This is a genomic window from Branchiibius sp. NY16-3462-2 (genome assembly GCF_001594145.1).
GTDB lineage: Bacteria > Actinomycetota > Actinomycetes > Actinomycetales > Dermatophilaceae > Branchiibius.
In genome coordinates this window covers 1-24,759 of the sequence record NZ_LVCF01000045.1, presented here as the reverse complement: position 1 = coordinate 24,759, position 24,759 = coordinate 1, and the positions used below count along the sequence as shown (strand labels likewise).

23 protein-coding genes and 1 tRNA gene are annotated in these 24,759 nt (G+C 64.7%); 14 read left to right on the top strand and 10 right to left on the bottom strand.

The window, feature by feature from the left end; translation table 11 throughout:
* Nucleotides 1–54 precede the first annotated feature (54 nt).
* The 3 genes from AZH51_RS17325 to AZH51_RS17315 all read left to right on the top strand — a co-directional run bounded on the left by AZH51_RS17325 (nt 55) and on the right by AZH51_RS17315 (nt 1,924).
* Nucleotides 55–130 (top strand) — tRNA-Ala (locus AZH51_RS17325).
* Nucleotides 131–278: 148 nt separating this feature from the next.
* On the top strand, nt 279–632 hold the full coding sequence (locus AZH51_RS17320; RefSeq protein ID WP_291526109.1) for a helix-turn-helix domain-containing protein: 354 nt from the start codon (nt 279–281) through the stop codon (nt 630–632).
* Complete coding sequence (locus AZH51_RS17315; protein WP_291526108.1) at nt 632–1,924, top strand: site-specific integrase; 1,293 nt, start codon at nt 632–634, stop codon at nt 1,922–1,924. The genes AZH51_RS17320 and AZH51_RS17315 overlap by 1 nt, the downstream gene beginning before the upstream one ends.
* 325 nt (nt 1,925–2,249) lie before the next feature.
* On the opposite strand, the gene AZH51_RS17310 is transcribed toward AZH51_RS17315, so the two are convergent.
* From AZH51_RS17310 to AZH51_RS17290, 5 genes are all read right to left on the bottom strand, one after another.
* Nucleotides 2,250–3,125, bottom strand: coding sequence for an undecaprenyl-diphosphate phosphatase (locus tag AZH51_RS17310; RefSeq protein ID WP_291526107.1), 876 nt, complete (start codon nt 3,123–3,125; stop codon nt 2,250–2,252).
* A 297-nt stretch (nt 3,126–3,422) separates the two neighbouring features.
* Nucleotides 3,423–4,646, bottom strand: a complete 1,224-nt coding sequence (gene efeO, locus AZH51_RS17305) for an iron uptake system protein EfeO (RefSeq protein WP_291526106.1) — start codon at nt 4,644–4,646, stop codon at nt 3,423–3,425.
* A 44-nt stretch (nt 4,647–4,690) separates the two neighbouring features.
* Complete coding sequence (efeU, locus tag AZH51_RS17300; protein ID WP_291526105.1) at nt 4,691–6,229, bottom strand: iron uptake transporter permease EfeU; 1,539 nt, start codon at nt 6,227–6,229, stop codon at nt 4,691–4,693.
* A gap of 100 nt (nt 6,230–6,329) precedes the next feature.
* Nucleotides 6,330–6,950 carry a VTT domain-containing protein gene (locus tag AZH51_RS17295; RefSeq protein ID WP_291526104.1) on the bottom strand — a complete coding sequence of 207 codons (621 nt, stop codon included), beginning with the start codon at nt 6,948–6,950 and terminating at the stop codon, nt 6,330–6,332.
* A gap of 116 nt (nt 6,951–7,066) precedes the next feature.
* Nucleotides 7,067–7,951: a helix-turn-helix transcriptional regulator gene (locus AZH51_RS17290; protein ID WP_291526103.1), complete on the bottom strand. Its 885-nt coding sequence runs from the start codon at nt 7,949–7,951 to the stop codon at nt 7,067–7,069.
* A gap of 286 nt (nt 7,952–8,237) precedes the next feature.
* On the opposite strand from AZH51_RS17290, the gene AZH51_RS17285 reads away from it, so the two are divergent.
* The 11 genes from AZH51_RS17285 to AZH51_RS17240 all read left to right on the top strand — a co-directional run bounded on the left by AZH51_RS17285 (nt 8,238) and on the right by AZH51_RS17240 (nt 17,669).
* Nucleotides 8,238–9,584: an ISL3 family transposase gene (locus AZH51_RS17285; RefSeq protein ID WP_291526102.1), complete on the top strand. Its 1,347-nt coding sequence runs from the start codon at nt 8,238–8,240 to the stop codon at nt 9,582–9,584.
* Nucleotides 9,585–9,636: 52 nt separating this feature from the next.
* Complete coding sequence (locus tag AZH51_RS18775) at nt 9,637–9,948, top strand: SDR family NAD(P)-dependent oxidoreductase (RefSeq protein ID WP_367188071.1); 312 nt, start codon at nt 9,637–9,639, stop codon at nt 9,946–9,948.
* 456 nt (nt 9,949–10,404) lie between these two features.
* A complete protein-coding gene (locus tag AZH51_RS17280; RefSeq protein ID WP_291526101.1) occupies nt 10,405–10,854 on the top strand; it encodes a phosphatase PAP2 family protein in 450 nt (149 codons plus the stop codon).
* 4 nt (nt 10,855–10,858) lie between these two features.
* Nucleotides 10,859–11,560: a response regulator transcription factor gene (locus AZH51_RS17275; RefSeq protein ID WP_291526100.1), complete on the top strand. Its 702-nt coding sequence runs from the start codon at nt 10,859–10,861 to the stop codon at nt 11,558–11,560.
* A gap of 23 nt (nt 11,561–11,583) precedes the next feature.
* Nucleotides 11,584–12,960: a HAMP domain-containing sensor histidine kinase gene (locus tag AZH51_RS17270; RefSeq protein WP_291526099.1), complete on the top strand. Its 1,377-nt coding sequence runs from the start codon at nt 11,584–11,586 to the stop codon at nt 12,958–12,960.
* A gap of 202 nt (nt 12,961–13,162) precedes the next feature.
* Nucleotides 13,163–13,957, top strand: coding sequence for a hypothetical protein (locus tag AZH51_RS17265; protein ID WP_291526098.1), 795 nt, complete (start codon nt 13,163–13,165; stop codon nt 13,955–13,957).
* Complete coding sequence (locus AZH51_RS17260) at nt 13,954–14,178, top strand: hypothetical protein (protein WP_291526097.1); 225 nt, start codon at nt 13,954–13,956, stop codon at nt 14,176–14,178. The genes AZH51_RS17265 and AZH51_RS17260 overlap by 4 nt, the downstream gene beginning before the upstream one ends.
* 119 nt (nt 14,179–14,297) lie before the next feature.
* Nucleotides 14,298–14,600, top strand: coding sequence for a hypothetical protein (locus AZH51_RS17255; RefSeq protein WP_291526096.1), 303 nt, complete (start codon nt 14,298–14,300; stop codon nt 14,598–14,600).
* 12 nt (nt 14,601–14,612) lie between these two features.
* Nucleotides 14,613–16,010, top strand: a complete 1,398-nt coding sequence (locus AZH51_RS17250; protein WP_291526095.1) for a hypothetical protein — start codon at nt 14,613–14,615, stop codon at nt 16,008–16,010.
* Nucleotides 16,011–16,959: 949 nt separating this feature from the next.
* A complete protein-coding gene (locus AZH51_RS17245; protein ID WP_291526094.1) occupies nt 16,960–17,244 on the top strand; it encodes a hypothetical protein in 285 nt (94 codons plus the stop codon).
* Nucleotides 17,245–17,357: 113 nt separating this feature from the next.
* Nucleotides 17,358–17,669, top strand: coding sequence for a hypothetical protein (locus AZH51_RS17240; protein WP_291526093.1), 312 nt, complete (start codon nt 17,358–17,360; stop codon nt 17,667–17,669).
* A 28-nt stretch (nt 17,670–17,697) separates the two neighbouring features.
* On the opposite strand, the gene AZH51_RS17235 is transcribed toward AZH51_RS17240, so the two are convergent.
* The 5 genes from AZH51_RS17235 to AZH51_RS17215 all read right to left on the bottom strand — a co-directional run bounded on the left by AZH51_RS17235 (nt 17,698) and on the right by AZH51_RS17215 (nt 24,670).
* On the bottom strand, nt 17,698–18,567 hold the full coding sequence (locus AZH51_RS17235) for a class F sortase (RefSeq protein ID WP_291526092.1): 870 nt from the start codon (nt 18,565–18,567) through the stop codon (nt 17,698–17,700).
* A gap of 107 nt (nt 18,568–18,674) precedes the next feature.
* Entirely contained in the window at nt 18,675–21,752 is a 3,078-nt protein-coding gene (locus AZH51_RS17230; protein WP_291526091.1) for a hypothetical protein, read from the bottom strand.
* A gap of 139 nt (nt 21,753–21,891) precedes the next feature.
* Nucleotides 21,892–22,773: a M15 family metallopeptidase gene (locus tag AZH51_RS17225; protein WP_177647420.1), complete on the bottom strand. Its 882-nt coding sequence runs from the start codon at nt 22,771–22,773 to the stop codon at nt 21,892–21,894.
* 97 nt (nt 22,774–22,870) lie between these two features.
* Nucleotides 22,871–24,082: a peptidoglycan-binding protein gene (locus AZH51_RS17220; RefSeq protein ID WP_291526090.1), complete on the bottom strand. Its 1,212-nt coding sequence runs from the start codon at nt 24,080–24,082 to the stop codon at nt 22,871–22,873.
* Nucleotides 24,083–24,097: 15 nt separating this feature from the next.
* A complete protein-coding gene (locus AZH51_RS17215; RefSeq protein WP_291526089.1) occupies nt 24,098–24,670 on the bottom strand; it encodes a hypothetical protein in 573 nt (190 codons plus the stop codon).
* Nucleotides 24,671–24,759 lie beyond the last annotated feature (89 nt).

Sequence of the window (24,759 nt, the reverse complement as noted above, 5' to 3'; positions counted from 1 at the left end):
TGGGCGTGAGTAAGGTAAGGCGGTCGCCAGGGCACACCGGCGGCACTCCTACACGGGGCATTGGCGCAGTTGGTAGCGCGCTTCCATGGCATGGAAGAGGTCAGGGGTTCGAATCCCCTATGCTCCACCAAATAACCGCAGGTCAGGGGCCGTTTGGCCCCTTTCTTTTACCCGTTTTGTGGTGGTTGGTCCCACGGAATCATCCACAAAACTCCGGCGAAAGATCGACCAGTGACGCAAAACCCCCGTCCGCCCGCAGCGCGTCGCACCGTCTGGGCATGTCCAGTCTCACTACACGCGACAAAGTCCTGCGCACCGCGCACTCTCTGGAGCGTCAAGCACAGACGCTTCTCGACCAGGCCGCGACGCTGCGTGAACTGCTGGAGGAGGACGAGCCACCGGCTGGACTGCACGTCGTCCGTGACCCACAAGGCCCCATGGTCTACACCACCGAGGAAGCCGCTGACGTGCTGCGGATCGGGGAGTCGACCGTGCGCAAGCTGATGGCGCAGGGGCGCCTGCGGAAAGTGATGATCGGCAGTTCGGTGCGCATCATGCGTGAAGACGTAATGGACCTGCTGGAGCGTTCCCGCGCCGAGGACCAGCCGTTGTCCAAGCCGGAGCTCGCCTGATGGCGCGGCCGCGCAAGAAGGGGGGCACGATCAGTCCGGTGGCCAGCGGCGGGTACCGGCTCACGATCACGCTGACGGTCGCGGGGGAGTCGATCCGTAAAGAGTTCCGCGGCACCTCTAAAGCGGCGGTGCTGCGCAAACGTGACGACTGGTTGGAGATCAACGGGCTGGGTCTGGACGACGGACCGCCATCGCCGGCACCAGCCGCAGGGGGGATGCCGACGCTCCATGAGTGGATGCGGGTGCTCGACGAGGAGTACGTCAAGCGGGGCAGATCCGACGCTACCCGGGCTGCAGCAGCCAGCCAGTACCGCAACCACATTCAGCCGTTGCTGGGGGAGCGACGGCTGGACGCGATCACTCCCGAAGACGTTGCACAGTTGCATCGGCAGGCGGCGGCCAAGGGGCTGGCGACTTCGTCTGTGGTGTCGGTGCATAAGTTCTTGTCCCGAGCATTGACGTTGGCGTGCACTCGTGGGGTCCTGATGCAGAACGTGGCGCGGATGGTGCAGCCTCCCGCGGTCAAGGAAGTCTCTCCGGAGCCGTTCACCGATGACGAGCTCCGCGCGGTGGTGGAGGTGGCTAGGAAGGATCCGCAAGCAGTGCGGTGGATGACGACACTGATGACGGGTGCCCGCAAAGCCGAAGTGCTCGGGTTGTGCTGGGACAGTGTCGATTTCGACCGCGGCGCCCTTGTGATCCGGCGGACGCTGACTCGCCAGGTGTGGCAACACGGCTGCGGCGCAACGCTGATCGCTTCGCAGGCGGGGCATTCGCCCTCGAAGTGTCCGCAACGGATACGCGGCCAGATGTTCGGTCGAACCAAAACCAGCGGCAGTGTCCGGGTGATCGCGATCGCGCCGGAACTGGTCGACATGCTGCGGGCGCACAAGTCGTCGCAGGATGCCTGGTTCAAGATGTTTGGGCGGCGCCCGGAGACTGGGCAGGAGTTCGGTGGCCTGGTGTTTTTGAGCTCGGCCGGCACCCGGATCGACCATCGCGGCGATGACCGGCACTGGTTGAAGCTGTTCCAGCGTGCTGGTGTTGACCTGAAAGGTCAGCACGCTTCGCGGCACACGATCGCCACGCAGATGCTGGAGGAGGGTGTTGACACTCGGGTCGTCGCGGACGCAATGGGGTGGGCGAGCACCCGGATGGCGATGCGCTACCAGCACGTCGGGGAAAACCTCTCACGGGAGGCGTCCAACGCCATCTCCTCGCGTTGGGGCGGCATCTTCGGCAGCGACGACGACACGGTGGTCGCGTTGGATCGGACTCAACGTCCGGGCTGAGCGCACCCCGCCAAGCGTCGCACCGTGAGGCTATGAGCACCGTTGGTTCCCGCCGCCCGACCAAGAGCCACCAGCGTGTTACCAAGCGCGACTTATGCTCTTCACCGCCCCGTCGCGCCCGTTCGGCCCCTTTAGGTAGGTGATGGCGCCGTCGAGGCTTCGGAGCTCTAGGAAGGTCGTCTCGGACAATTGCCACCGTCTACAGTCGGGACGTGCATTGGGGCAATCGTCGGTGACATCCGTAGTGGCCGGTCTCCAAGGAGACCGCGAGATGCGAGGAACCGGCCGAAGCCGAGTGAGCACTACGCGGCGGCAGAATCGACTATTAGGCGAATCGGATGAGGCTTGCGATTCCTGCGATGAGGCAGTACGCGACGAAGGGCCAGAGGGTTCGGGTCTTCATGAGTCGGGTGAGGTAGCGGGTTGCTAGGTATGCGGCGGCGAACGCGACGACCATGCCGATGAGGACCTGCCCGCGGATATTGGCTGTTTCGGGGGTGGCAAGTTCGGGCATTTTCAGGACGCCGGCGGCGAGGATCAGTGGTGTTGCCAGCATGAGCGCGAATCGGGTTGCTCGTTCGTGGGTGTAGTGCCGAAGAAGTCCGGCGGAGATGGTGACGCCGGATCTGGAGATGCCGGGCAGCAGGGCCAGGATCTGCGCGGAGCCGATCATGATGGCGTCGGAGAATGACATACGGCTCAGCCGTTTTGGGCGGTGGCTGATGCGGCGGTTCTGGTCGGCGCGGGTGAGTAGTTCGGTGACGGCGAGGACCAATCCGTTGAGCGTGAGGAAGAGCGCGGCGATAGCGGGGGTGGAGAACGCTCCGCGGAGCGGCTTTTCCAGTAGGAGGCCAGCGATGCCGGCAGGAATCGTTCCGGCGACAAGGAGCGCAGCGAACCGGGACCGGTTGCTGGACAGGTTGCGGTGACGGGCGATGTCAATCAGACCGCGAATGACATCGAGCCATTCACGGCGGTAGAAGGTCAGTAGGGCCATTGCCGTTGCTACGTGGAGGGCCACGATGAACGCCAGGAATGGGGTGTGCCCGGACTGTTCTTGTTGCGTCACAAGGCTTTCCCAGCTTCCTCCGATCCACGCTGGCACCAGGATTGAGTGTCCGAGGCTGGAGACGGGGAACAGTTCGGTGACGCCTTGGAGCGCTCCGATCGCAACGGCTTGTAGGTAGCTGAGGTCAGCCATTGACGGGGACTGAGACGGTCTGAGGTGCGGTCGTGGTCACCGTGAAATCATGCATGGCACTCGCTGAGCCGAACCTGAGGATTTGGTGACTGCCCTCGTCAACGTTCGGCTTCCGGCAGCTACTGCGCGCGAGGGGTGATCAGGCCGCAACTCCGGTGGGCGTTGTATTCTTCACGGGCGCAGGCGGTTTCACTCGATCACTACAATATTAACGATTGTGGTCGTGATTCTGGCCGGGTCTTGTATCGCCGTTTGCGTGAGACTGCTTTGCGCGTCTCAGACCGCGATGCAGCCTGGCTAGTTGGCGGTGGCGACCTTCTCGGCGATTCGGGAGAGCGGATCTTGCAGTCCTTGAACGGTTTTCGAGAGGTTGGGCGCGTCGCTGGCACGTAGCTGAGGGGTCCAAGGGCGGTACCCGCCCAGGGCGGCCGGGTCCTTGTACTTGGCCAGCGACGCGAGAACGGCTTGGAACTGCTCGTTGATGCGGCGGGAGAGGTCTGGGTCGAGTTTGTCCAGGCCGGGTTTGAGGAAGGGGTAGGCCTGTTGGGCGCCTTCGATGTTGGCTGCGAAGTCGAGTAGGTCGAGGTGGCTGTACGCCTCTTCGGTGCCTTTGATCTTTTTGGACTGGACTTCCTCCAGTAGTGCGGCCGCGCCGTTGCCGAGGTCTTCGGGGCGGTACGTCAGGGTCTTACTCAGAGCGGCGAGTTGGGTGACGTTCGAATCGAGTTCGTGGGCGAGTTTCTTGGTGTCTGCGGTGATTGCCGCGCGTTGCCACAGGTCTCGTTCAATGGCGTGGAACCCGTGCCAGCCCACCGATGGATCAAGGTTGGTAGCGCGCATGTCGATGAGGTAGTCGAGGTTCTTGGAGTTGTCGGTGGCGCTGGCGCCAGGCAGCACGAACCCGGCCACGTCCGATTCGACCTTCTCGTAGAACCTGCGTGCTTTGGCGTACGCGCTCTTGGATGCTGCGACGTCACCGGAATCCACTGTGGCGGTGAGGGTATGGGTTGCGCTGACGAGGTCAGCGACCGTGTTGGTGACGTAGGTGCCGTACCCGGTTGCACCTTCGGTGAACAGTTGCTTTGTGGTGCTGGCGGGTTGATCGCTGGCGGTGCCGGACACAGCGAAGTCTTGTAGCTCACTGCTGGCTCCGGGGCAGTACAACTGGTAGGTGCCGCCGGTAAGGGTGACCGTGAACTTCACGGGCCCAAGTCCAGGTACGACGTTTTCTTTCTCGCCCAGGATCCGCTGGTCGCTGAGTAGTTCGATCTCACTCATCCCGGTGGCGTCGGTGTTTTTCACGGTGAACGTCACCGGTCCAGCGGGCGCGGAGGTGTGGTCGCTGATGCATCGGTCCCCGCTCATCTCGACGGACACCTGCGCGGCACCGTTGCGTGTGGGCGCGGCGGGTCCGCCGGCAGCGGCAAATGTGCCCCCGCCGGTGGTCGGTTGGGTAGAGCATCCGGCGATCGCAGCGATGAGGCCGGCGCTGCACGCGATGGTCAGGAGTCGAAGACGCATGAGGGTTCTTTCCGGGCGTGACGGTAGGTGGCGTGGGGAGCGGACTAGGAAATCAGCGCGGACTCGGGCTGCGTGGCCGGTGCGCGGTGGAGTCGCTTGGTGCGCGCCGCGAATCCGACAGTGACCAGGCCAGCAAGGACTAACAGCGCGGGCACTAGCCGGGTCCAGAAGTTGACGTCGATTAGTTGGGCCTCGTAGGTCTGTACGGCGCGAGCAACTTGCTGCTGACGCTGCGGTGTGACTGACCACGAGCTGTCGGCGACGGTGATGGTGCGGGGGTGGCTCAGCCCGCCGCCGCTTAAGGTCACAACAGTGTTGGTGTCGTTGCGGGCGTCGAGGATGGTGTCGTGGATCTGCCAGACCCGGGCTGAGCCGCTGCTGGTCCATGCGGCGGTGAACGGTCCCGGGTTGCGGGCGGCGGTGATACCCACCGGTAGCCGTCCACCGCTGAGTCGAGTGACATCGGTCAGCGTCAGGCTGCGTGCACCGATCTGCGCATCGACGGGTTTTTGGGTGGCTACGAAAATGGTGGTGGCCAAGCCTGCGTGTTGAGTGATGCCTTGGCTGCTCAAGGGCGCCGTGGATGCTTCGCCAGCCTTGGTGATCACGAGGTGGTTACCAACCACGGCGACGGTTCCTACGGCGGTTCCATCCGGGTTTTGGATGGGGGCTGGTGCGGGCACGCCCATGGAGACCGACGCTGGGTAGAGCGCGAGCCCCGCCGCGGTCGCCATGCAGACCACTCCAGCGGTCAATTGCAGCCTGCCACGGGCCTGGGGTCCAGGTCGGCGGTGCGCGGGCCAGAGGACGAACGCCATCATCGGCAGCACGTACGCCGCGTACGCCAAGACCTCGACCAGGCGCGGGTCGGCTGGGATTCCGAGTATGCCGGTGACGACCGTTCCGCGCACGGAGCCAACTGGAGCCAACCAGCTGAGGTCGATCGTGCGCGCCTGGCCAGCGTTTAACCAGCCCGCTTCGTGGAACTTGCGTAGCGATGTGACCAGCAGCCCGCCGGCCACCAGTACGAGGAAGATGCTGGTGTATCGGAAGAAGCGGGCAAGGTTGAGGCGAAGGCCTCCGTTGTAAAGGCCAATCCCGAGCGCGACCGCGACCAGTAGGCCCAGGATGGCACCGGTGGCCGCATATACGGCGTTCCCCGCAGCTTGGAACGTCGCCAACAACAGGACCGCTGTTTCAAATCCTTCCTTGACGATCGCGAGAAACGCCATCACGACCAAGGCGCGTGATGTGCCCGAAGCCAGCGCGATGCTCGCTGCGTGCTCCAGATCGTGCTTCATGGACCGGGAGTGCTTAGCCATCCATAGGACCATCGTGGTGACCATCGCGGTAGCGATGAATCCGATGATCCCCTCCATCGCTTCCTGGGCGGTTTGCGATAGGGCGCGTTCCGCGACGGTGATCGCAATTCCCACGAGCGCGCTCAGCGCGATCCCCAAGCCGACACCGATCCACATCGGCCGCAGCGAGTGTCCATGGCGCCGAAGGAAAGTTGCGACGATGCTGACGATCAGTGCGGCCTCAAGTCCTTCGCGAAGGCCGATGATGAACGTGGCGAGCATGACTTCCTGACCGGAGATAGGCGGTGGTTAGGTTTGGGTAACCATACTGAGGCGGTTGGAGGGTATGACGGCCCGCCAGGGGCGGCGGCGGTCGGGTTTCCTAGTCCGTTGCGGCTGGTGTGCGTCGGCGACGTACACCCTCAACGACCACGGGCATCAGCGAGAGCACGATCAAGGCGACTACGAGGAAGTCGATGTTCTTCTGCAGGAACGAGATTGCGCCGAGCGCGTACCCCAGCAGTAGCAGGCTGAGGGTCCATACAGCGGCTCCGATGGCGGACCAGAACAGGAACGGCTTGCGGGGCATCCGGGCAACTCCCGCGGCCAGCGTCACGTAGGTCCGCACGATCGGGACAAAGCGCCCCAGCACCAGGGCACGGGTTCCGTAGCGCTCGAAAAAGTCATGGGACTGGTCCAGGTAGCGGCGCTTCACGATCCGCCCGTCGCGGCGGTACAGCGCAGGGCCGCCGGCGCGTCCGATTTCGTAGCCAACGACGTTTCCTGCGAACGCGCACGCTGCCAGCACCAGCCATGCCAGCGGCAGGGAGATGTGCAAACCGTTGCCACCATCGTGCGCGACGCGAATGAATGCCCCGATGCTAAACAGCAGTGAATCGCCCGGGAGGAGAGGGAACAGCAGCCCGCACTCGATGAACACAAAGATGCAACTGATGAGGAGCAACTGCGTACCGAAGCGGCTCAGGAGCCAATTCGGGTCCATCCACGATGGTCCTAGCTGATGCATCACCCTGCCGAAGTTAGGTGGCCCTTCCTGAGAAAGTGCTGAGACTGAGTCGACGACCGAGTATCGAGGTCTGGCCGAGAGTTGTCGCGTACTTAGTGCGGGGGTTGGCGCCCGTCAGCCGTCGCGGGTTCGACGTCGGCCGCCAGGCTGCCGAGTAGTGCTAGACGTTCGGCAGATGGCGTTTCTGGTGCTGGGGTGAACGCGAACATCGTCCAGTTGGGACGGTCGGGCAGCAGCAATGCCTCGTACGACAGCTCGATGATCCCGACCGAGGGATGATGGATTCGCTTCGTTCCCGCCCGGTGGTGGCGGACGTTGTGAGTTGCCCATCGACGCGTGAACTCATCGCTACGTGTGGTCAGTTCGCCGACCAAGTCGCTGATTGCCTTGTCCCTCGGGTTGCGGCCCAAGTGGAGGCGCAACGTGGCGACGGTGTCGTCGGCCGCACGCGCCCAGTCGACGAAGTAGGCGGGGGCAGCGGGACTCAGAAAGGTGAACAGGGTGTTGCCGCCACGGCTGCTGGGGTCTTCGATCACCGGCGCGTAGACGGCTCGACCCAAGGCGTTGCAGGAGACCAGGTCCATTCGTTCGTCGCGGATCCACACCGCCGACCGAGTGATTGAATCGATGAACGTCTGTAAGCCGGGACGAACTGCCGCTCCGGGCGCCGCGGTTCGTCGTCGGGCGGGCGAGGCAGTGGCAGCCGATTGGGCAAGGTCGTACAAGTGCGTGGTTTCGGCGTCATCGAGTCGAAGCACCCTGGCAAGCGCGTCCAGGACCTCCGTTGACACACCCGCGAGGTTCCCACGTTCCAACCGGGCGTAGTAGTCAACGCTGACCCCGCTGAGAAAGGCCACCTCCTCGCGTCGCAGGCCTGGTACTCGCCGGTTGCTACCGCTGATGATCCCAGCTTCGGAGGGGCTGATCCGGTCGCGGCGGCTACGGAGGAAGTCGCTGGCCTCGGGATTGGCGTCCATCGACACCACGCTACTCACTAGCGGAGGTCTCAGGGAGGACCTGTCAGTACGTGGAACGACAGAGCCTTCTGCCCGCCAGAGACTAGGTGTGAAGTTGACTAGCTGTCCGTTAAAGAAACAGACGTCTGTGCGCCCGCCCTGGGACGTTCAGCATTGACTAACTCAGTTGTCCCATAGGAGAAACAGGCTCTTCACAGTTAAGGGTGTAATTGGGGCCGGCGCGGGGTAGGCGTCGAGGCCCTCCGAAGATGGAAGTTCTGGCGCTGTCCATCTGGAAGACCTCGACGTGCTTGACGCTACCTTCGCTTGCCCTGATCTGACTACGTTCGCCTGCCTCGACGGCCTGGGCCTGGTGGTGATCGGGCAACGGCTGGAGCCGGATCGGGCGGTGTTGGCGTGCCGGGTCGTCGAGCCGGATCAGTGGTGCCGCCGCTGCGGGTGCGAAGGGACCCCGCGGGACACGGTGACTCGCCGCCTGGCGCACGAACCGCTGGGTTGGCGCCCCACCACGTTGTTGGTCACGGTCCGCCGGTACCGGTGCACCGGGTGCGGGCACGTGTGGCGTCAGGACACCAGCTTGGCGGCGGAACCCAAAGCGAAACTATCCCGGGGCGGCCTGCGGTGGGCGTTGGAAGGCATCGTGGTGCAGCACCTGACCGTGGCCCGGGTCGCCGAAGGCCTCGGGGTCGCCTGGACTCCCCCGCAAGCGGGAGGTACCCCCTCCGCCAACGACGCCGTCCTGGCCGAAGGCAGGCGCGTCCTGATCGACGACGAGCACCGCTTCGACAGTGTGGCGGTGATTGGGGTGGATGAGCACGTGTGGCGTCACACCCGCCGCGGCGACAAGTTCGTCACGGTGATCATCGACCTGACCCCGATCCGTGACGGCACCGGCCCAGCAAGGTTGTTGGACATGGTCGAGGGCCGCTCTAAGGCGGTGTTCAAGACCTGGCTCGCGGACCGTCCCCAAGCCTGGAGGGACGCAGTTGAGGTGGTGGCGATGGATGGGTTCACCGGCTTCAAAACCGCTGCCGCTGAGGAGATCCCCGACGCGGTCGCGGTGATGGATCCCTTCCACGTCGTGCGCCTGGCCGGCGACGCCCTGGACCAATGCCGCCGACGGATCCAACAAGACCTGCACGGGCGTCGTGGCCGTAAGAACGACCCGCTCTACTGCGCCCGGCGCACCCTGCACACTGGCGCGGACTTGCTGACCGACAAGCAGCAAGCCCGGATCACCGCGCTGTTCGACGAGCAGGCCCACGGCGATCGGCACGTGCAGGTCGAAGCGACGTGGGGGATCTACCAGCGGATGGTCGCGGCCTACCGTCACCCCGACCGAGGCGAAGGCAAGAAACTCATGAGCGCGCTGATCGAGTCGGTCAGCACCGGCGTGCCGAGGGGCCTGGCCGAGATCACTACCTTGGGCAGGACGCTGAAGCAACGCGCCGCCGACGTGCTGGCCTACATCGACCGGCCCGGCACCTCCAACGGCCCGACCGAGGCGATCAACGGCCGGCTGGAGCACCTGCGTGGATCAGCACTGGGGTTCCGGAACCTGACCCACTACATCGCCAGATCACTACTCGAAACCGGTGGCTTCAGGCCCCGACTCCTACACCGTGGATTGTGAAGAGCCGCTTTTGGGCCCGTTCTCAGCGGCTCAGCACTCAGACTATCGAACGATGGTAGAGGTGAACCTTCTAGGCGCAATTGCGACGACCGAGGTGTTCCTCAACCAGCTGCAGAACAACGGTGGAGACATTGTGAATTTGTCCTCTGTGGCAGGGCGCACCGCCCGGGCGGGAAACGGCGTGTATGCCGCAACCAAGTGGGGGGATCAACGGGTGGTCGGAGTCGCTGCGGCAGGAGCTATTACCGCAGATCCGCGTCACTTTGATCGAGCCGGGGGTGGTGGATACCGAACTTCCAACACACATCACGCATGCGGCGACACGATCAGCAGTCCTGGACAACTACGCGACAGCAACGGTTAAGCCGGAGGAGGTTGCTGAGATTATCGCTTTCGCAATCGCCCAGCCCCGGCACCTCGCAATTAACGAGATTCTGCTGCGCCCCTCGACGCAACTGTGAACCGCCTCAGGAGGCTGCTGCTTGGTCCGGTGGCGGTGACTACTGCCGGATCTAGGTGACCTGCTAGCGCAGGTGCTCTCAGGTTGGGCTCAGCGAACCTGGGTGAGGGTGGCGGGATGCTCAAGCAATCGGTCGGCTCCGTGGTTGATTCCGGGCGTCGCGAGCAATCGGGCACAGCCGCGTTATACGCGTTCGCAGCGGTCTGTCTGGTGGTGTGCGCGGCACTGACCTGGCAGGTGCACGCTGGGTCGGGTTTGGTGGAGCTGGACCACCAGTGGCATGGGGCTTTCGTTGCGCACCGTCAGCCGTGGCTGACAGTCCTTGCTCACGCGGTGACGGCCTGCGGGAGTGTGGTGCTGGTGAGCATCGCCGCTGTGGTGGCCTGCGCGGTCGCGTTCATCCGGCGCGATCGTGTCGGTGGCATTGTTCTTGCCGCGTCGGTAGTGGTAGCGAGTCTGCTGGTGCTGGTCGTTAAGAACACGGTGGGTCGGGCACGGCCTCCGATCGCTGACATGCTCGGTGCGTCGCCGCATTCGTATTCGTTTCCTTCGGGCCACACGGCCATGTCGACGGTGCTGTACGGAGTGCTGACGGTGGTGCTGTGTCGCCACGTTGCCCACGGCGTGGGTAGATGGCTCTTGGCGGTCAATGCCGCGTTATTGGTGGTAGGCGTCGGTCTGTCACGGGTGTACCTGGGGTTTCATTGGTTAACGGACGTCCTCGCTGGATGGGCGTTGGGCGGCGCGATCGTCACCGTCGCCATCGTCGTGCTGAACAGTAGGAAATTGGACCGAAGGGGGGTCAGGTAAAGCCATGCGGGTGCTGCTGGTGGAGGATGAGAAGGCTCTGGCTGACACGGTCGCGCATGGACTGCGCCAAGAAGGTTGCGTCGTGGACGTCGCGTATGACGGGATCAGTGGTCAGTGGATGGCCACGGAGAACCCATACGACGTGTTGGTCCTGGACATCATGTTGCCCGGCCGCAATGGCTACGACGTTCTGCGGAACCTGCGGGAGTTGAAGGTGTGGACGCCGGCGATGATGCTTACTGCCAAGGATGGTGACTACGACCAAGTTGATGCATTCGATCTCGGCGCCGATGACTACCTGACCAAGCCATTCAGCTTCATCGTTCTGGTTGCTCGGTTGCGGGCACTGGTCCGACGTGGCGCTCCGGAACGGCCCGTTCAGCTGATCGTCGGTGATTTGGAACTCGACCCTAATCGGCGCACCGTTCACCGTGGCAGGACTCGTATCGAGCTCACCGCGAAGGAATACGCGGTGCTGCAGTTCTTGATGCGCAACCATGAAGTGGTGGTGTCAAAGATCGAGATCCTGGACAACGTGTGGGACGCGGCGTTTGAGGGCAGCGAAAACATTGTCGAGGTGTACATCGGCTACCTGCGCCGAAAGATCGACGAGCCATTCGGGGTCCAGTCCCTGCGCACGATCCGCGGGCAGGGATACCGCCTCGACCCGGTCGTCACTGAGGGTGCTGGGAATGGCACAACTTGAGCGGCTCACGTGGTCCAGGGTTCATGGGGTCGTGGAGCATCCAACGCCGGATCGTGACGGTCACCGCGGCGACGCTGGGACTGGCGTTGCTTCTGGGGGTCGTCGCGTTCGCGGTGTCCCTGGACCGGATCCTGTATGCCTCAGCGCGGGATGCTGCCGAGCAGAAGGCGACCCAGATCGCTCAGGCGCTGAACGGGAAGGCCACCTCGACTCAGGACACCGTCAACCAGTTCACCAACCGCGGCGATCTCGTACAGGTACTGAACTCCGCTGGATCTGTTATGGCAAGTTCAGAGGTAGCGCTACAGGAAGCGAGGATCGCGGACCCGGCAACTACCGTCGGCCGGGTAACCGTGTCCCAGTCTGCCACTGTGCCAGGTGAATTGGGGGAGCCGCACGCGGTGGCCACAGTAGGCGTGCGAGCCGAGGACGGTGGCATCGTTACCGTTGTGGTCGCCAAGTCGCTGCAGGTGGAGTCCTCGACAGTCAAAACAGCCACGGCATTGCTCAGCGTGGGTTCAGCGTTGCTGTTGGCTCTGGTGATGTGGTTGGTCAGCAGGGGAGTGCGACGTGCCTTGGAACCGGTGGATGACATTCGCGCGGAGGTTGATCAGATCACCGCTGTGCGCGGCTCGGGCCGTCTGACGGTCCCAGCCTCTGGCGATGAGGCTGCGCGACTGGCGACCACCATGAACCAAATGCTCGACCGCCTCGCGCAAGCGGACGCTGCCACTCGGCAGTTCGTTTCGGATGCCTCGCATGAACTTCGCAGCCCGATGGCCACCATCCGCGCCAGTTTGGAGATCGACGCAGGCCCCACCGCACAAGCACGTCAGGAGCGGGATGCGGTGATCTTGGCTGAGACGATTCGCCTGCAACGGCTAGTCAACGATCTGTTGATGTTGGCCAAGTCTGACGACCGGGCGCCGCGGACGACACACGACGTCGACCTCGATGAGATAGCCGCCGGTGAGGTCCGTCGGATCCGCGCAACCACGCCGTTGAGAGTCGACGCCCATATCGAGCCGGTGCGGATCACTGGCGACGACGCCCAGATGATCCACTTGCTGCGCAATCTGGTCGACAACGCCACGCGGCACGCCGAACACCGCGTCGTCATAGAGGTGCGGGCCGACGGCGTACAGGCTGTCCTGCGGGTGGACAACGACGGACCGCCCATCCCGGTCGCGGACCGGGAACGTGTGTTCGGTCGATTCACTCGCCTGGACGAAGCCCGCGACCGAGACCGCGGTGGCAGCGGCCTGGGGCTAGCCATCGTGCACAGCGTGTCCAGCGAGCATGGTGGGACGGTGCTGGCAACGCAGTCCCCGCAGGGCTGGTGCCGGTTCGAGGTGCGTCTACCGCGCCAGGTCAGTTCAGACCCATCCTCGGGCGAATGAAGCAGTTGTCTGCTTCCGCGAGGCGACAGACGGGGCGCGGGCCCAGGCATTATCCGAGTGCTCCTGATCGTCCAACGGTACGGGCTCGTCGACCCTGACGGGTCACCGTTGTGAGTATGCCCGTGGTCATACACGAACCGCGCAAACCTCACGACCGTAGATGGATTCGCCGCAGCGTGGTGCCGACCTAGGCTCGATAGCCATGAGCACAGCATTGGTAAACCCCCGGCGGCGGGCGCTGAAAGTCCCTGAGGTCACGCTCGTATTCTGGGTACTCAAACTGCTGAGCACCGCGGGCGGCGAAGCTGCCTCGGACTACCTGGGCTCGATCAGCATCGCCGTTGCTGGCGCGGTCGGCGTTGGATTGATGGTCATCACCGGATGGATGCAGTTCCGTGCTCACCGCTACGAGCCGGCCACATACTGGGCCTTCGTCGCAGCGATCGCCATCTTCGGCACGATGGCCGCCGACGCGATGCACGTGGTGCTCGACCTGCCCTACCAACTGACAACCTGCCTGTACGTGATCATCGTCGCCGCGGTCCTGGCAGCATGGAAACGGTGGGAAGGATCCATCTCCATTCACACCGTCACCGCCGGAGCGCCCGAACGGTTCTACTGGGCGACCGTATTGGCGACCTTCGCGCTCGGCACCGCCGCTGGCGACCTGGCCGCATTCACGTTGAAACTGGGGTATCTCGACTCGGCGCTGCTCTTCGCGATCCTGTTCGCGATCCCGGCAATCGCCTGGAAACTGTGGGGTCGCGCCGAAGTCGCTCTCTTCTGGTCGGCCTACGTTCTCACTCGGCCGCTCGGTGCCTCCGTGGCCGACTGGCTCGGTAAGCCACCCAGAAAAGCGGGCGGCCTGGGCTGGGGCGACGGAGTCGTCACGCTCGGCCTGTTCGTGGCTTTCGGTGCGATCCTGGCCGTTCAATCTCGTCACAGCGACCAACCCCACGTGCTGGCAGTCAGCGCTGTCGAAGACGAGCCCGCGTGACCGATCGGCTCGCAGACGCCACGCAAGCGTCTCTGACACTGTGGCTGGCGGCGAACGCGATCTTCGCCGCGTTGCTCATCCACGCCGTCGGTGCGGTGGGTGGCGCGACCAATGGTCGCCTCGACGCCGCAGTGCGCGGAAGCATCACCGCCATCATTGGATTCGGGCTCGCGACAATGGCCGCGGCAGCCTGCACCGCGCTGGCAATGCTCCACATCTGATAGCCGCTGACGTCCGCCCACGCGGTCGGGACTACGGCGAGCACGTATGGCCATCGAAGGTCTGGGCAAGTTATGAGGACGCGCACGGTCCCGAAAACCTCTGGAACCATTGGTAATTCGTGATCGGTTTATGCCCTGCGGGCAACGGGCACTACCGCGACGTCTTCGGCAAGGTCGAAGAAGGCGTGGTCTACGCCAAACCAACGAAGCTGGCCGAACACGGTGGAATGAACCCCGATGACCAGCATGTCCTGATGCTCATCGACACACCCGGGGCACACCATCACGCGGTCTCAGCGCCAGTCGAGACCACCCAGGTCGCCCCGACCACCCTCGCGTTGCTCGGACTCAACCCCCGCGACCTGCGAGCAGTCCGCGTGGAGGGGACCGCCGTGCTCCCCGGGTTGTTTCGGCGCCTTTAGGGCCTCTGGTTGTTGCCCTGGGCAGTCATTCCCCTGTGCCCAGGGCAACAACCAAGTTTTGGCCGCCGCGCGGATGTAGGCGCCACCTTCTCAGCGCAGCAGAAACCGTCTTCGCTCAGCAAAGACTTAGCCGATCTTGTGAAAACTGCTGGCATGACGACCAATTCAGTTGTTCAGGACCATCCGAAGCGCATCGTGGCAAACAAAGTGCCCGAAGTGATCATCTGGTTCTGGATCATCAAGATCCTCTGCACCACAGTGGGCGAGAGCTTCGCCGACTGGATCAACACGACCCTTGGTGTAGGCCTCACCAACACCGCTCTTCTATTCACGGCGGTACTCGCCGTGGTCCTGGCGGTGCAGATGCGACTGCCGCGATACGTGCCCGTCGTGTATTGGCTGACCGTGGTGGTCGTCAGCATCACAGGAACTCTCTACACCGATATCCTCACTGACAGCCATGGGGTGCCGCTCTGGTTGAGCAGTACAGTGTTCGCTGCCCTCTTGATCGCTGTCTTCGGCCTCTGGTTCGCCCGCGAACGCACCCTGTCCATTCACAGCATCACAACCACGCCGCGTGAAGCGTTCTACTGGCTAGCGGTACTAGTTACCTTTGCTCTTGGTACCGCGGTTGGCGACTGGACCCTCGAACTGACCGGATGGGGTCCCGGGGTTGCCGTGCTGTTGCCGGCCGCACTGATTGCCGTGGTCGCCGTCGCCTGGCGCATCGGCGGCCAGCCGGTCCTCGCGTTCTGGTTGGCATACATCCTGACCCGGCCGCTGGGGGCCAATATCGGTGACTGGTTCGCGAGCCCCACCGCTGACGGAGGCCTCGGGCTCGGCACCGCGATGACCAGCCTTCTATTCCTCACCGCGATCGCCGCCACCGTGGCCTACCTCAGCTGGACCAAGTCCGACGTCACCTCGCCGAACGCATCAAGCCACAGCGAGGCGCACACAGATCATGGCGACCGGCACCGTGCCGCCCTGACCATGTACGTGATCGCCGCCATGACTGCGGCATCGGTCATGGCCCAAGCAGCGCAGTCCCCGCACGCCAGCGCCGCTACCGACGAAACCGGTGGACAGACCTCAACCGTGACCCACATGGCACCCGCAACAGCGATCGCCCACTTCCCAGCCAGCGACGTCTCGACGCTGCGCGGCATCGTCACCGACGCCTCCAAGGATGTCAGTTCCGGCCAGCAGTCAGCCGCGACTGCTCGGGCTGACGAACTCGAAAATGCCTGGGACGCAGCACAATCACGACTCAAACCGGCGAACCCGTCTGGCTGGACCTACCTCGACGGACAAATTGACTCGGTGCTGACCAGTCTCCGTGCCAGTACGCCTGACCCCGCTACCGAGACATCCAGTCTCAAGGCGCTCTCGACAACCCTTGGCGGTTGAGCCTTCGCCGCGCTGCAGAAGGCGTCAGCACACCACCCGGTCCGCGCATTCGGACTGGGTGGTGTGCGTGATCGCGGGCGATGATGTCGCCGTACATCAACAGGTTGTCGGCGTACCCCCACGGCTCTGCTTCTGAGTACGGAGCTCAGGGCGCTGAGTTGAGTTCCGGAATCTTTACCGCTCGGTCGCAGTTAGCGATCGCAGCGTAGTTGGTCAAGACCCATTGACTGGACTGGTCACTGACCAGCCAAGACCTCCGCGCCGCAGTTGCTTTCGCAGACACGGAACCAGTGACCTGACGTAACAACCAGGATGCCAAGAGCGCACGGGCCTGGACCACGGTGCGAACCCACGCGTCGCTCCTGGCACACGGACGCGGCCCTGCGATACCGGCCGCGATCTGCTGGTTCAGCGTAGATGTCGGTGACGAAGACCCTGCTGGTACTGCCAATGCCACGTAGGTCGACGGCGCCGCCGAAGAGCCGGTCAAGAAGAACCGTGTCGGCGGATTCAGGCCGAACTCCTGGAGAAGTTCCACATACCCAGTGACGAGGTTGGACACCCGAGAAGCCTCGATGTGGGAGTCCGCGGCGACGCAAGTGGTGGCGATCGATGTGTAGACACAGCGAGGCTGTGTCGCTGGCTGTGCAATCTGGTCTAGCGCCAGGCTGCCGTGGGCAAGCACAACGGCACCAGCGACCGAGGCCAACCCCACCGCGAAACCCCCGAGAGCCACCCAGGGCGGCCGCAGCCACCTTCGCGCAGGCTCCTTAGGGGTGTCCTCCGGCGTCGCAAGTATCACGGTCTCAGATTGCGCCCCTTTGGTTGAGAGCTTGCTGAGCACCGACCTGAGAGTTCCGGGTTGCTGGGCCTGAGTGCCGAGGGAATCTTGACCAATCCGGGCGCCCCAACGCGGTGATTCGCCGGGCAGGCGTCGCACCGTGAGGGTATGAGCACCGTTGGTTCCCGCCGCGTGGCCAAGCAGCGCCAGCATGCCCCGAGGCACGATTTCCGTCCCGGTGACGTCGTGGCGGTGTCGGGCGTGTGGCCGAACTGGCAGCAGGTGCGCGAGATGCTGCTGGCCGGGTGTGACATCGCCCCGAACATCTACTTCGACGCCGACCGCTTGACGCATGCAGCTCCGGGCGAAGTGCGGGGGCCGAACGATCCGCCGCTGTTGGTGGTGACCGGAGCGGTACAGGGTCGCCCGCTGCGCTGCAAGGTGCTTCGTTAGCAGGGTCTGGGATGGTGCCCAGTCGCTTCCAGTCAGGCGATTGCAACCCGCGATAAGGGCAATTATCGCAGTAGACATAGCGCCGAGTCGAACAGGTGTCCTAAGTTTGAGGGATGGGGCAGTCCAAACGGGAACGCACCTGGCGCACCCCGAAGACCACCCGGCACGTCTGGGTCAAGCTGCCCGGCGACGGCCCCGCAGCGCGCGTCCACCCTCATCAGACCCCGCGACAGGGTCTGGTCGTGACATGGCGGCGCGTGTCCTATCGCTGGCAGGCCCTCGTCGTGCTGGTCGACGACCCGACGCTCGACGGAACTGAGCGCACGAAGCAGACCAACGACCCGGTAGTAGTCCAGCTATGGGTCGACGCCAGCGACCTACGGCCCGTGCCGGCAGACCCGAACCGAGCCTTCGGGTTGCGGTAGCGAACTGAGTGCTCGCTGAATCGAGCACTCAGTTCGTAGCGACCGGCACAGCCTGCACGACCTCGTTGTCCTCGTGGCCGTAATAAGAACCAGCCGGACCAGCCACGGTGCCCATCGCTCCACCGCAGGTGATGAGGGTGAGCATGCGCTGGGTGGCGGGGTAGAACACCTCGTCGGGTAGTGCGCGTTTGCCGTAGAGGTTCTTGGTCGCCACGCGCCAGGCGGTCGTCTTACCGCTGCCGTCACTGGTGTAGATCAGCGAGCCCACATTGAGCTTCGAGAGATTCGCGAAGACTCCTGGCGTTCCGCCGAGACTGACGTGGCCAGCGATCACCGTGTTGCCCGTGCTGGCGTTCAGGGCCGCAGACTGGTTGTACCAGGCGGCGCGCCAGCTCTGCGCGGGGATCGTCAGGTAGCCGGCCGAGACTTTCTCGGGGATGACCGAAGCCAGCACGCCGATGCTCGGGATCAGAACCCGGTTCGGGTGCAGCGTGGTGACCTTCGAGGTCGAGGCGTTCGCTGCGTGCTCGGTGTTGGCGTCGCGGATGGTGGCTGCCACGTTGCGGATCGAGCCGGAGTTGTCCCCGGTGTACGCCGCGCGACGGTCCGCGCCGTCGTTGTCGTCCGGGTTGGCCGTGGCGGTGGCCCGCGCGACCGGCAGGGCCGGGGCGCTATGGGTCGCGGCGGGCGGCACCTTGATCAGGCCGGACTGGCTCGACGCGCTCGGTCCTGTCGTGGGTGTCGCAGCCTGCGTGCTACTCGGATCTGCGACGGCTTGTTCGAGCACCGGGTGGGTGGCGGCGTGGATCGCGGTGTACGCGCCGCCGCCGACGCCTGCGGTGCCGAGGATGGCCATGGCCAGCAGGGCTGCGTTGCGATTGCGTTGGGCGGTCTTCATGGTCGGTGGTGCTTCCTTGGTTGGTGTCGGGGTGCACAGACGGGGGTGTCGATCGCTCGACACCCCCGTCTGCTTGGAACGCTTCCGCTAACTCAGGTGACCCCGAGTCAGTTCTCCTGAGTTGCCTTGCGGCGCAGGCGGAAGGCCCCGATCAGGCCCGAGGCTCCAACCACGGTGATCAGGCCACCGACGGCCAGCGCCCCAGTGTCGACACCGAACATCTCGGCGTCACCGGTGGGAACGACGGGCGGCTTGGGCGTCTTGATGTTCGAGGTCTCGGCCTTCTGCCCGAACTTGCCCTTCACCGCAGGCCAGACGTGTCCCTGGTGGTTGCCGCTCTTGGCGGACTCCACGTACACGTAGGTGCCGTCGGTCTTGTTGACGGTGTACTTGGCCGTCGTCGTCGACAGGTTGCCCTTGGCGTCGGCCTTGCCGGACCAGGTGAACGAGCCGACCTTGACCGCGCCCTTGGGGATCGAACCGTCGGTGGTGACGGCGACACCCTTGGGCAGGTAGTACAGGTCGTCAGAACCCTTGACCGTGGCACCGGCCGGGAAGCCGGAACCCAGCACCGTGTCGGACAGGGCGTCGCCCTGCTTGACGGTGGTGTTGGACACCTTGGTCGACACCTTCGGGGTGACGTTCTTCACCAGGGAGGCCGACTCGGTGTGCTCACCGAACCTGCCCTTGATGTTGCCCCAGGTGACTCCGACGCCCGAGCCTGCGGTGACAGCCTCGCGGTAGACGTACAGGCCCGGCTTGGCCGCGGTGTACGTCGGGGTCTTGGCCGAGACGTTGCCACTGGCGTCAGAGGTGGCCGACCACTCGTACGAACCCACCTTGACGGCGTTGGCTGGCACCTCATCGGAGGGGCTGAGCTTGGTGCCGTAGGGCAGGTAGTACAGGTCGTCGGTGCCCTTGACCGAGACACCGGCGGGGAAGCCGGAGCCGTTGATCTGGTCGCTGATCGGCTTGGAGATGTCCTGCCCGGCCTGGATCTGGGTGGTGACGCTGGGCGCGCCCGCCTTGGTCAGCGACGCGGACTCGGTCTTGGAGCCGAACTTGCCGGTGATTTTGCCCCAGGTGTAACCGCCGTGGTTCCCCGCATTGGCCGACTCCACGAACACGTACGTCCCAGCCTTGGTCGGGGTGTAGTTCGGCGTGGTCGCGGTGACCTTGCCAGACCCGTCGGCGGTGGCGCTCCACGTGTAGGTGGTGATCTTCTGCGCGTTGGCCGGCACGGTGCCTTCGACGATCTGCGTGCCGTAGGGCACGAAGTACAGGTCGTCGTTACCCGTGACGGTCGCGCCGGCCGGGAACCCGGACCCGTTGATGGTGTCCGAGATCGGCTTGGCCACGTCGGTGCCCGCCTGGATCTGGGTGGTCACCACCGGGCTGGTCGGGCTGGTCAGAGACACCGTCTCGTCGGTGTCGCCGAACGTGCCGGTGATCTTGCCCCAGGTGCTGCCGCTGGCGCTGCCCGCGTTCGCGGTCTCGACGTAGACGTACACGCCGGGCTTGGTCACCGTGACCGGGGCCGTGGTGGCCTGCAGGTCGCCGTCGGAGTCAGCGGTGGCCGACCAGTCGTAGGAGCCGACCTTGACGGCGTTGGCGGGCACCGTGTCGGACTCGGTGACCTTGGTGCCGTAGGGCAGGTAGTACAGGTCGTCGGTGCCGGTGACCTTCGCGCCCGAGGGGAACCCTGAGCCGATCACGTTGTCGGACAACGGCTTGCTGATGTCCTGGCCCGCCTGGACTTGCGTGGCGATGGTCGGGGTCTCGGCCTTGGTGAACACCGAGGACTCGGTGGCCTCACCGAACTGCCCGCTGTAGGCGGCCCAGGTCGAGGTGTCGTTGCTGCCCGCCGCGGAGTGCTCCACGAACACGTAGATGCCGGCCTTGGTCGGCTTGTAGGCCGAGGTGACCACGGTCAGGTTGCCCTGCGCGTCGGTCTTGCCCGACCACGGCAGGGTCGTGACCTTGGTGGCGTTGGACGGCACGGCACCCTGGGTGACCGTGGAGCCGTACGGCAGGAAGTACAGATCGTCGGTACCGGTCACCGTCACTCCGGCCGGGAAGCCGGAGCCCTTGATGGTGTCGGTCAGGGACTGCCCCACCTTGCCGTTCGCGATGCTGACCGCAGTGGTCAGCTTCGGGGTGTACCCGTTGGTCGTCGCGCTCCACGCGGCTGCGGCCTTGATCGGGGTGGCCTCGGTGCCACCGATCCACAAGTTCTGCCACTTGGGGCTCTTGGTGATCCACAGACCGTAGTCGGGGGTGGTCGTGGACACCGACAGCGTCGCCCTCGCCGTTCCGGTGTACTTCACCTGCAGCGAGGTCAGCGCCGTGCCGGTGGTGCCGGTCTTGGTGGTCGAGCCGTCGGCGAACGTCGCGCCGCCGGTCAGCGTCGCGGTGTAGGTCTCGCCGGGCACGTACAGGCCGCTGGCGTTGGCCTTCGCCCCGAAACTGACGGTCCCGGTCGCACCGACCTTGCCACCGGCTGCGCCGTTGACGACCATCGTCTGCGCACCGTGGTACTTCTGCGCCTCAGCGAGGTACTGGTTGAACAGCGCCTTGGTCGCCGTGTAGTCCGCAACAGCCGTGGTCGCGGGGACGCCCGCACTGGGCAGACCCGGCGACGCTTCCAGCATGTGCTCCTTGCTGTTGCCGGCCAGGTAACCGTTGAGCGCGTCGACGGCGGTGACCATCCGGGCCCGCGTCGCCAACGGCAGCGACTTGGAGGGGTTGCCGTACTTGTTGATGACGTACGCGGCCTCCTCCAGCGTGGTCGCCGTGTACTTGCCCTCGGTACCGGTGTACGCACCGGTGACCCGCACCGGGGTCGACCAGGTGCTGTCGGCGATGGAGTTGTAGCCATTGCCGGACGGGCCGGTCTTCTCGTCCTGGGCGCAGTAGTACACCTTGCCCGAGGCCATGTTCACGAAGCCGTGTGCCCGGAAGCCCTGGGACGAACCCAACTTGGTCCCAGCAAGCGGCTGCGGGTGGTTGGTGTTCGCCGACAGCCAGTAGCTGCTGACCGGCTTGGGCGGAGTCGCGGCCATGGCCGGTGCGGCGATGCCGAAACCGACGGCAGCCAGACCGGCAAACGCAACAGCGCGCGCACCGCGGCCGTAGCTGGAGGGAGTGACGGGAGCCGCGTGACGCGGCTGGAGAGTCTGAGTCATTTTGCTGTTCCTCGGGTGGTAACACGACGAAACCCCGGGCCGACAAGGCCCGGGGTTCTACACGAATTGCGTGTACTGACAACGGTATAGAGCAGCTTCTCGAAGACGCAATGACCGCAGCGAGAAACTTTCGCCAGGGCTACCGGTGCTCGAAATGCTGGTAGTCCAACACCCCGGCCTTCCAGTCGCCGCCCCAACTGAAGCCACCCGCCGTGAATGCCTTGTACGTTGCGTCGCCGCACAGGATCTTGCCCTTGCCCGGTGTCCGCGGGACGTAGGTGCTGACGCCGTACTGCGGATGTCCTTGGTACACGTACGGATTCACCCACGGGTTGATGTCGATCGCCTTGCCGTAGGCGTGCATCGACCAGCCGGTGCCGTTGGTGATCTTGCGGCAGTTGTAGGCCGAGGTGTTGTTGGCTTTCACCGAGTTGTCGTCGTTGCCGCCGAAGTCGTCGACTAGGCGCATCTGCTGGATCGGGAAGTGATTACGGGCCAGCGTGTTGAACGCGGTGACCGTGGCCGAGGCGATACTGGCGTTCACCACCAGTTCTCCAACGTGGTAGCGCTGGTCGTACCCCCAATACGGCACCTTCACGTAGCGCAGACCGCTCAGTGGCACCGGACAGCCAGCCCGGTAGGACGTCTTCATCCGTGTCGCGAGAGCCGGGGTGATGCTCGAAACACTCGCAGCGACAGAGGTTCCCACCGCCGAGCACGGGAAGCCACCGAGCGCTGACCAGGTGAGCGGGCCGACGATGCCATCGGCCACGAGACGGTGCGACTTCTGGAACGCCACGACTGCGGCTTTGGTTCGAGGTCCGAACACACCGTCGACGCTGACCCGCAGCCGAGACTGGATCGCGGACACCAGGACACCGCTGTCGCCGGACTTGGTAGCGACCACCGAACAGGACAACGTGCTGGTGGCAGCCGAGGCCGACGGAGCGGCCACGAGGGTCGCGCCAAGCGCGACTGCGGCACCGGTGCCGGCGAGAAGCCGAACAAGGTTGTGAGACAAGATGATTCCTTCCGAAGTTGTCTTCTTGAGATGTACGGGAAACGCACTGCGCCCCGGGGGTCCGGGGCGCAGTGCGCGAACAGGGGAGTTGCTCAGCTCAGCCGGTGAAGTTGAAGTGGTAGGACTCACCGGTGGTGCCGTAGGCGTACGGCTGGGTGAACCCGTACTTGCCGCCGTTGGCCCGCAACCAGTTGGAACCCACACCGCCCCAGTCGAACTCGGTGGTGTGGCCGTGCCACTCCTGGAAGTCGACCGCCAGGCCCATGCCGTGGTTGGAGGTACCGGGCTTGTTCGCCTGCGCCGGGCCGAGCTTGTTGTACCAATACTGCTGCTCGGCCCAGTCCCGGTAGGCCAGGTCGATGTTGGCGTAGTGCCCGAACTTGGCCTTGTACGCCGCCTGCAACGAGTCCAGTGCGCGGCCCGCCGAGCAGTTGATGTACCGCGTGGTGTTCACCGTGTAACCGGGGTCGAACGAGTTCGGCGAGTTGTACGCCCCGTTCACCGCGCACAACTGCGACACCGGGATCTGGGCGTTCACCCGAGTCAGCGACGACGAGGTCGTCTCGATCTCACCACGGTTGATGTACCCGCCAGCGATCTTGACCCAGTCGGCGTTCACCTGCGTGCCGGAAACCGCTGCACCACTGGCCTTGTGACCCAGCACGCCGTAGTTGAACCCAGGCCCGGAACGCACAGTCGCGGTGATACCACCCGTGGTCGCGATCCAGCCATGCACGTTGCTGGTGGGCGGCTTGGGGCCGACCTTCGGCACGTCGATCAGGTAAGACGCCGCGACGTACTTGCCGGCATAGCCACCGCTGGTGATCTTCATCCAGCCGCCGTTGATGATGCCGGTGACCTTCGTGCCGGGGGACAGCTTGGCCACCCGGGCGTACCCGGTTCCCGGACCGGTGCGCACCGACAGGAAGTCGATGCCCGAAGCGACCTGCTTGGTCACCACGGTGGTGTTGGATCCACCGTTGCTGCAGGGGAACCCGCCCAGCGCCGTCCAGGTCTTGGGTCCGACGACGCCGTCGGCGGTCAGCCCGTGTGACTTCTGGAACGCCTTGACCTTCGCCAGCGTGAGGTTGCCGAACACGCCGTCGGCGGTCAGCCCGCCCAGCCGCGACTGCAGTGTCTTGACCAGTGCACCGGTCGAACCCTTGTGGATGGTGACCACAGTGCAGGAAGCAGCCGACGGACTGGCGGCGGCATCAGCGTGTGGTGCGACCGCGGCGGCAACACCTCCGGCCACGCTGACCAGGCCGAGTACGGCAATGGCGCCTTTACTGGCGATTGAGTTGAACATCCAGGGTGATGCCTTTCAGTTGGTGCCGGCCGCGCGGTCAGCGATGGTGGATGCGAACTGGCGGTGCATGGCGCACAACTGCGCCAGCGGAGTCAGGTCGCCGAACTCGGGGCTTTGGACGGTCACGCCGGCCGGCGCGGAAACGCGCGGGAGCGTGTCACCGGTGTTGAATCCGGGAGCCAGTTGAGTAGAGGCAGCCGCCAGCAACCGGCGACCTTCCTCGTCCCACATCACGCAGCCGTGGTGGCCGGTACCGATGTAGATGCGGCCGAACGCGCCATGCACGACACGGCCCGATTCGGAGTCGAAGTCGGTGACTCCGAAGCCGCGAGCCCCCAGCACCTGGAAGACTCCGGCGAAGCCCCACATCACGTCCTGCGCGGTGGCCGCAACACCTTCGGCCCGGCCGAGGCAGTCGTCGATGAACGCCTGACCGGCGAACTGGTTGAGCGTGCCGAGCTCGCTGGTGCCGACATCGCGCACCGGGGGAGAGGCGACGAACGCGACCTGCGCCTCGTCGACGGGCGCGAACGTGCCGCCGTCGTTGACCGGGACTATCGCAGTTTCGGTGTTTCTGGTCCGTGACACGCCCACTGCTGTGGGCGGGATCGGAATAGGGACGCATGACACTGCAGGACATGAACGAAGAGCAGGTCGAGCCGACGCACGACACGGCT

Bases quoted from the DNA above. Each gene is read 5' to 3' on its own strand.
- AZH51_RS17320 (WP_291526109.1), top strand. From the start codon at position 279: ATGTCCAGTCTCACTACACGCGACAAAGTCCTGCGCACCGCGCACTCT.
- AZH51_RS17315 (WP_291526108.1), top strand. From the start codon at position 632: ATGGCGCGGCCGCGCAAGAAGGGGGGCACGATCAGTCCGGTGGCCAGC.
- AZH51_RS17310 (WP_291526107.1), bottom strand. From the start codon at position 3,125: ATGGCTGACCTCAGCTACCTACAAGCCGTTGCGATCGGAGCGCTCCAA.
- efeO (WP_291526106.1), bottom strand. From the start codon at position 4,646: ATGCGTCTTCGACTCCTGACCATCGCGTGCAGCGCCGGCCTCATCGCT.
- efeU (WP_291526105.1), bottom strand. From the start codon at position 6,229: ATGCTCGCCACGTTCATCATCGGCCTTCGCGAAGGACTTGAGGCCGCA.
- AZH51_RS17295 (WP_291526104.1), bottom strand. From the start codon at position 6,950: ATGGACCCGAATTGGCTCCTGAGCCGCTTCGGTACGCAGTTGCTCCTC.
- AZH51_RS17290 (WP_291526103.1), bottom strand. From the start codon at position 7,951: ATGGACGCCAATCCCGAGGCCAGCGACTTCCTCCGTAGCCGCCGCGAC.
- AZH51_RS18775 (WP_367188071.1), top strand. From the start codon at position 9,637: ATGGTAGAGGTGAACCTTCTAGGCGCAATTGCGACGACCGAGGTGTTC.
- AZH51_RS17275 (WP_291526100.1), top strand. From the start codon at position 10,859: ATGCGGGTGCTGCTGGTGGAGGATGAGAAGGCTCTGGCTGACACGGTC.
- AZH51_RS17270 (WP_291526099.1), top strand. From the start codon at position 11,584: ATGGGGTCGTGGAGCATCCAACGCCGGATCGTGACGGTCACCGCGGCG.
- AZH51_RS17265 (WP_291526098.1), top strand. From the start codon at position 13,163: ATGAGCACAGCATTGGTAAACCCCCGGCGGCGGGCGCTGAAAGTCCCT.
- AZH51_RS17245 (WP_291526094.1), top strand. From the start codon at position 16,960: ATGAGCACCGTTGGTTCCCGCCGCGTGGCCAAGCAGCGCCAGCATGCC.
- AZH51_RS17240 (WP_291526093.1), top strand. From the start codon at position 17,358: ATGGGGCAGTCCAAACGGGAACGCACCTGGCGCACCCCGAAGACCACC.
- AZH51_RS17235 (WP_291526092.1), bottom strand. From the start codon at position 18,567: ATGAAGACCGCCCAACGCAATCGCAACGCAGCCCTGCTGGCCATGGCC.
- AZH51_RS17230 (WP_291526091.1), bottom strand. From the start codon at position 21,752: ATGACTCAGACTCTCCAGCCGCGTCACGCGGCTCCCGTCACTCCCTCC.
- AZH51_RS17220 (WP_291526090.1), bottom strand. From the start codon at position 24,082: ATGTTCAACTCAATCGCCAGTAAAGGCGCCATTGCCGTACTCGGCCTG.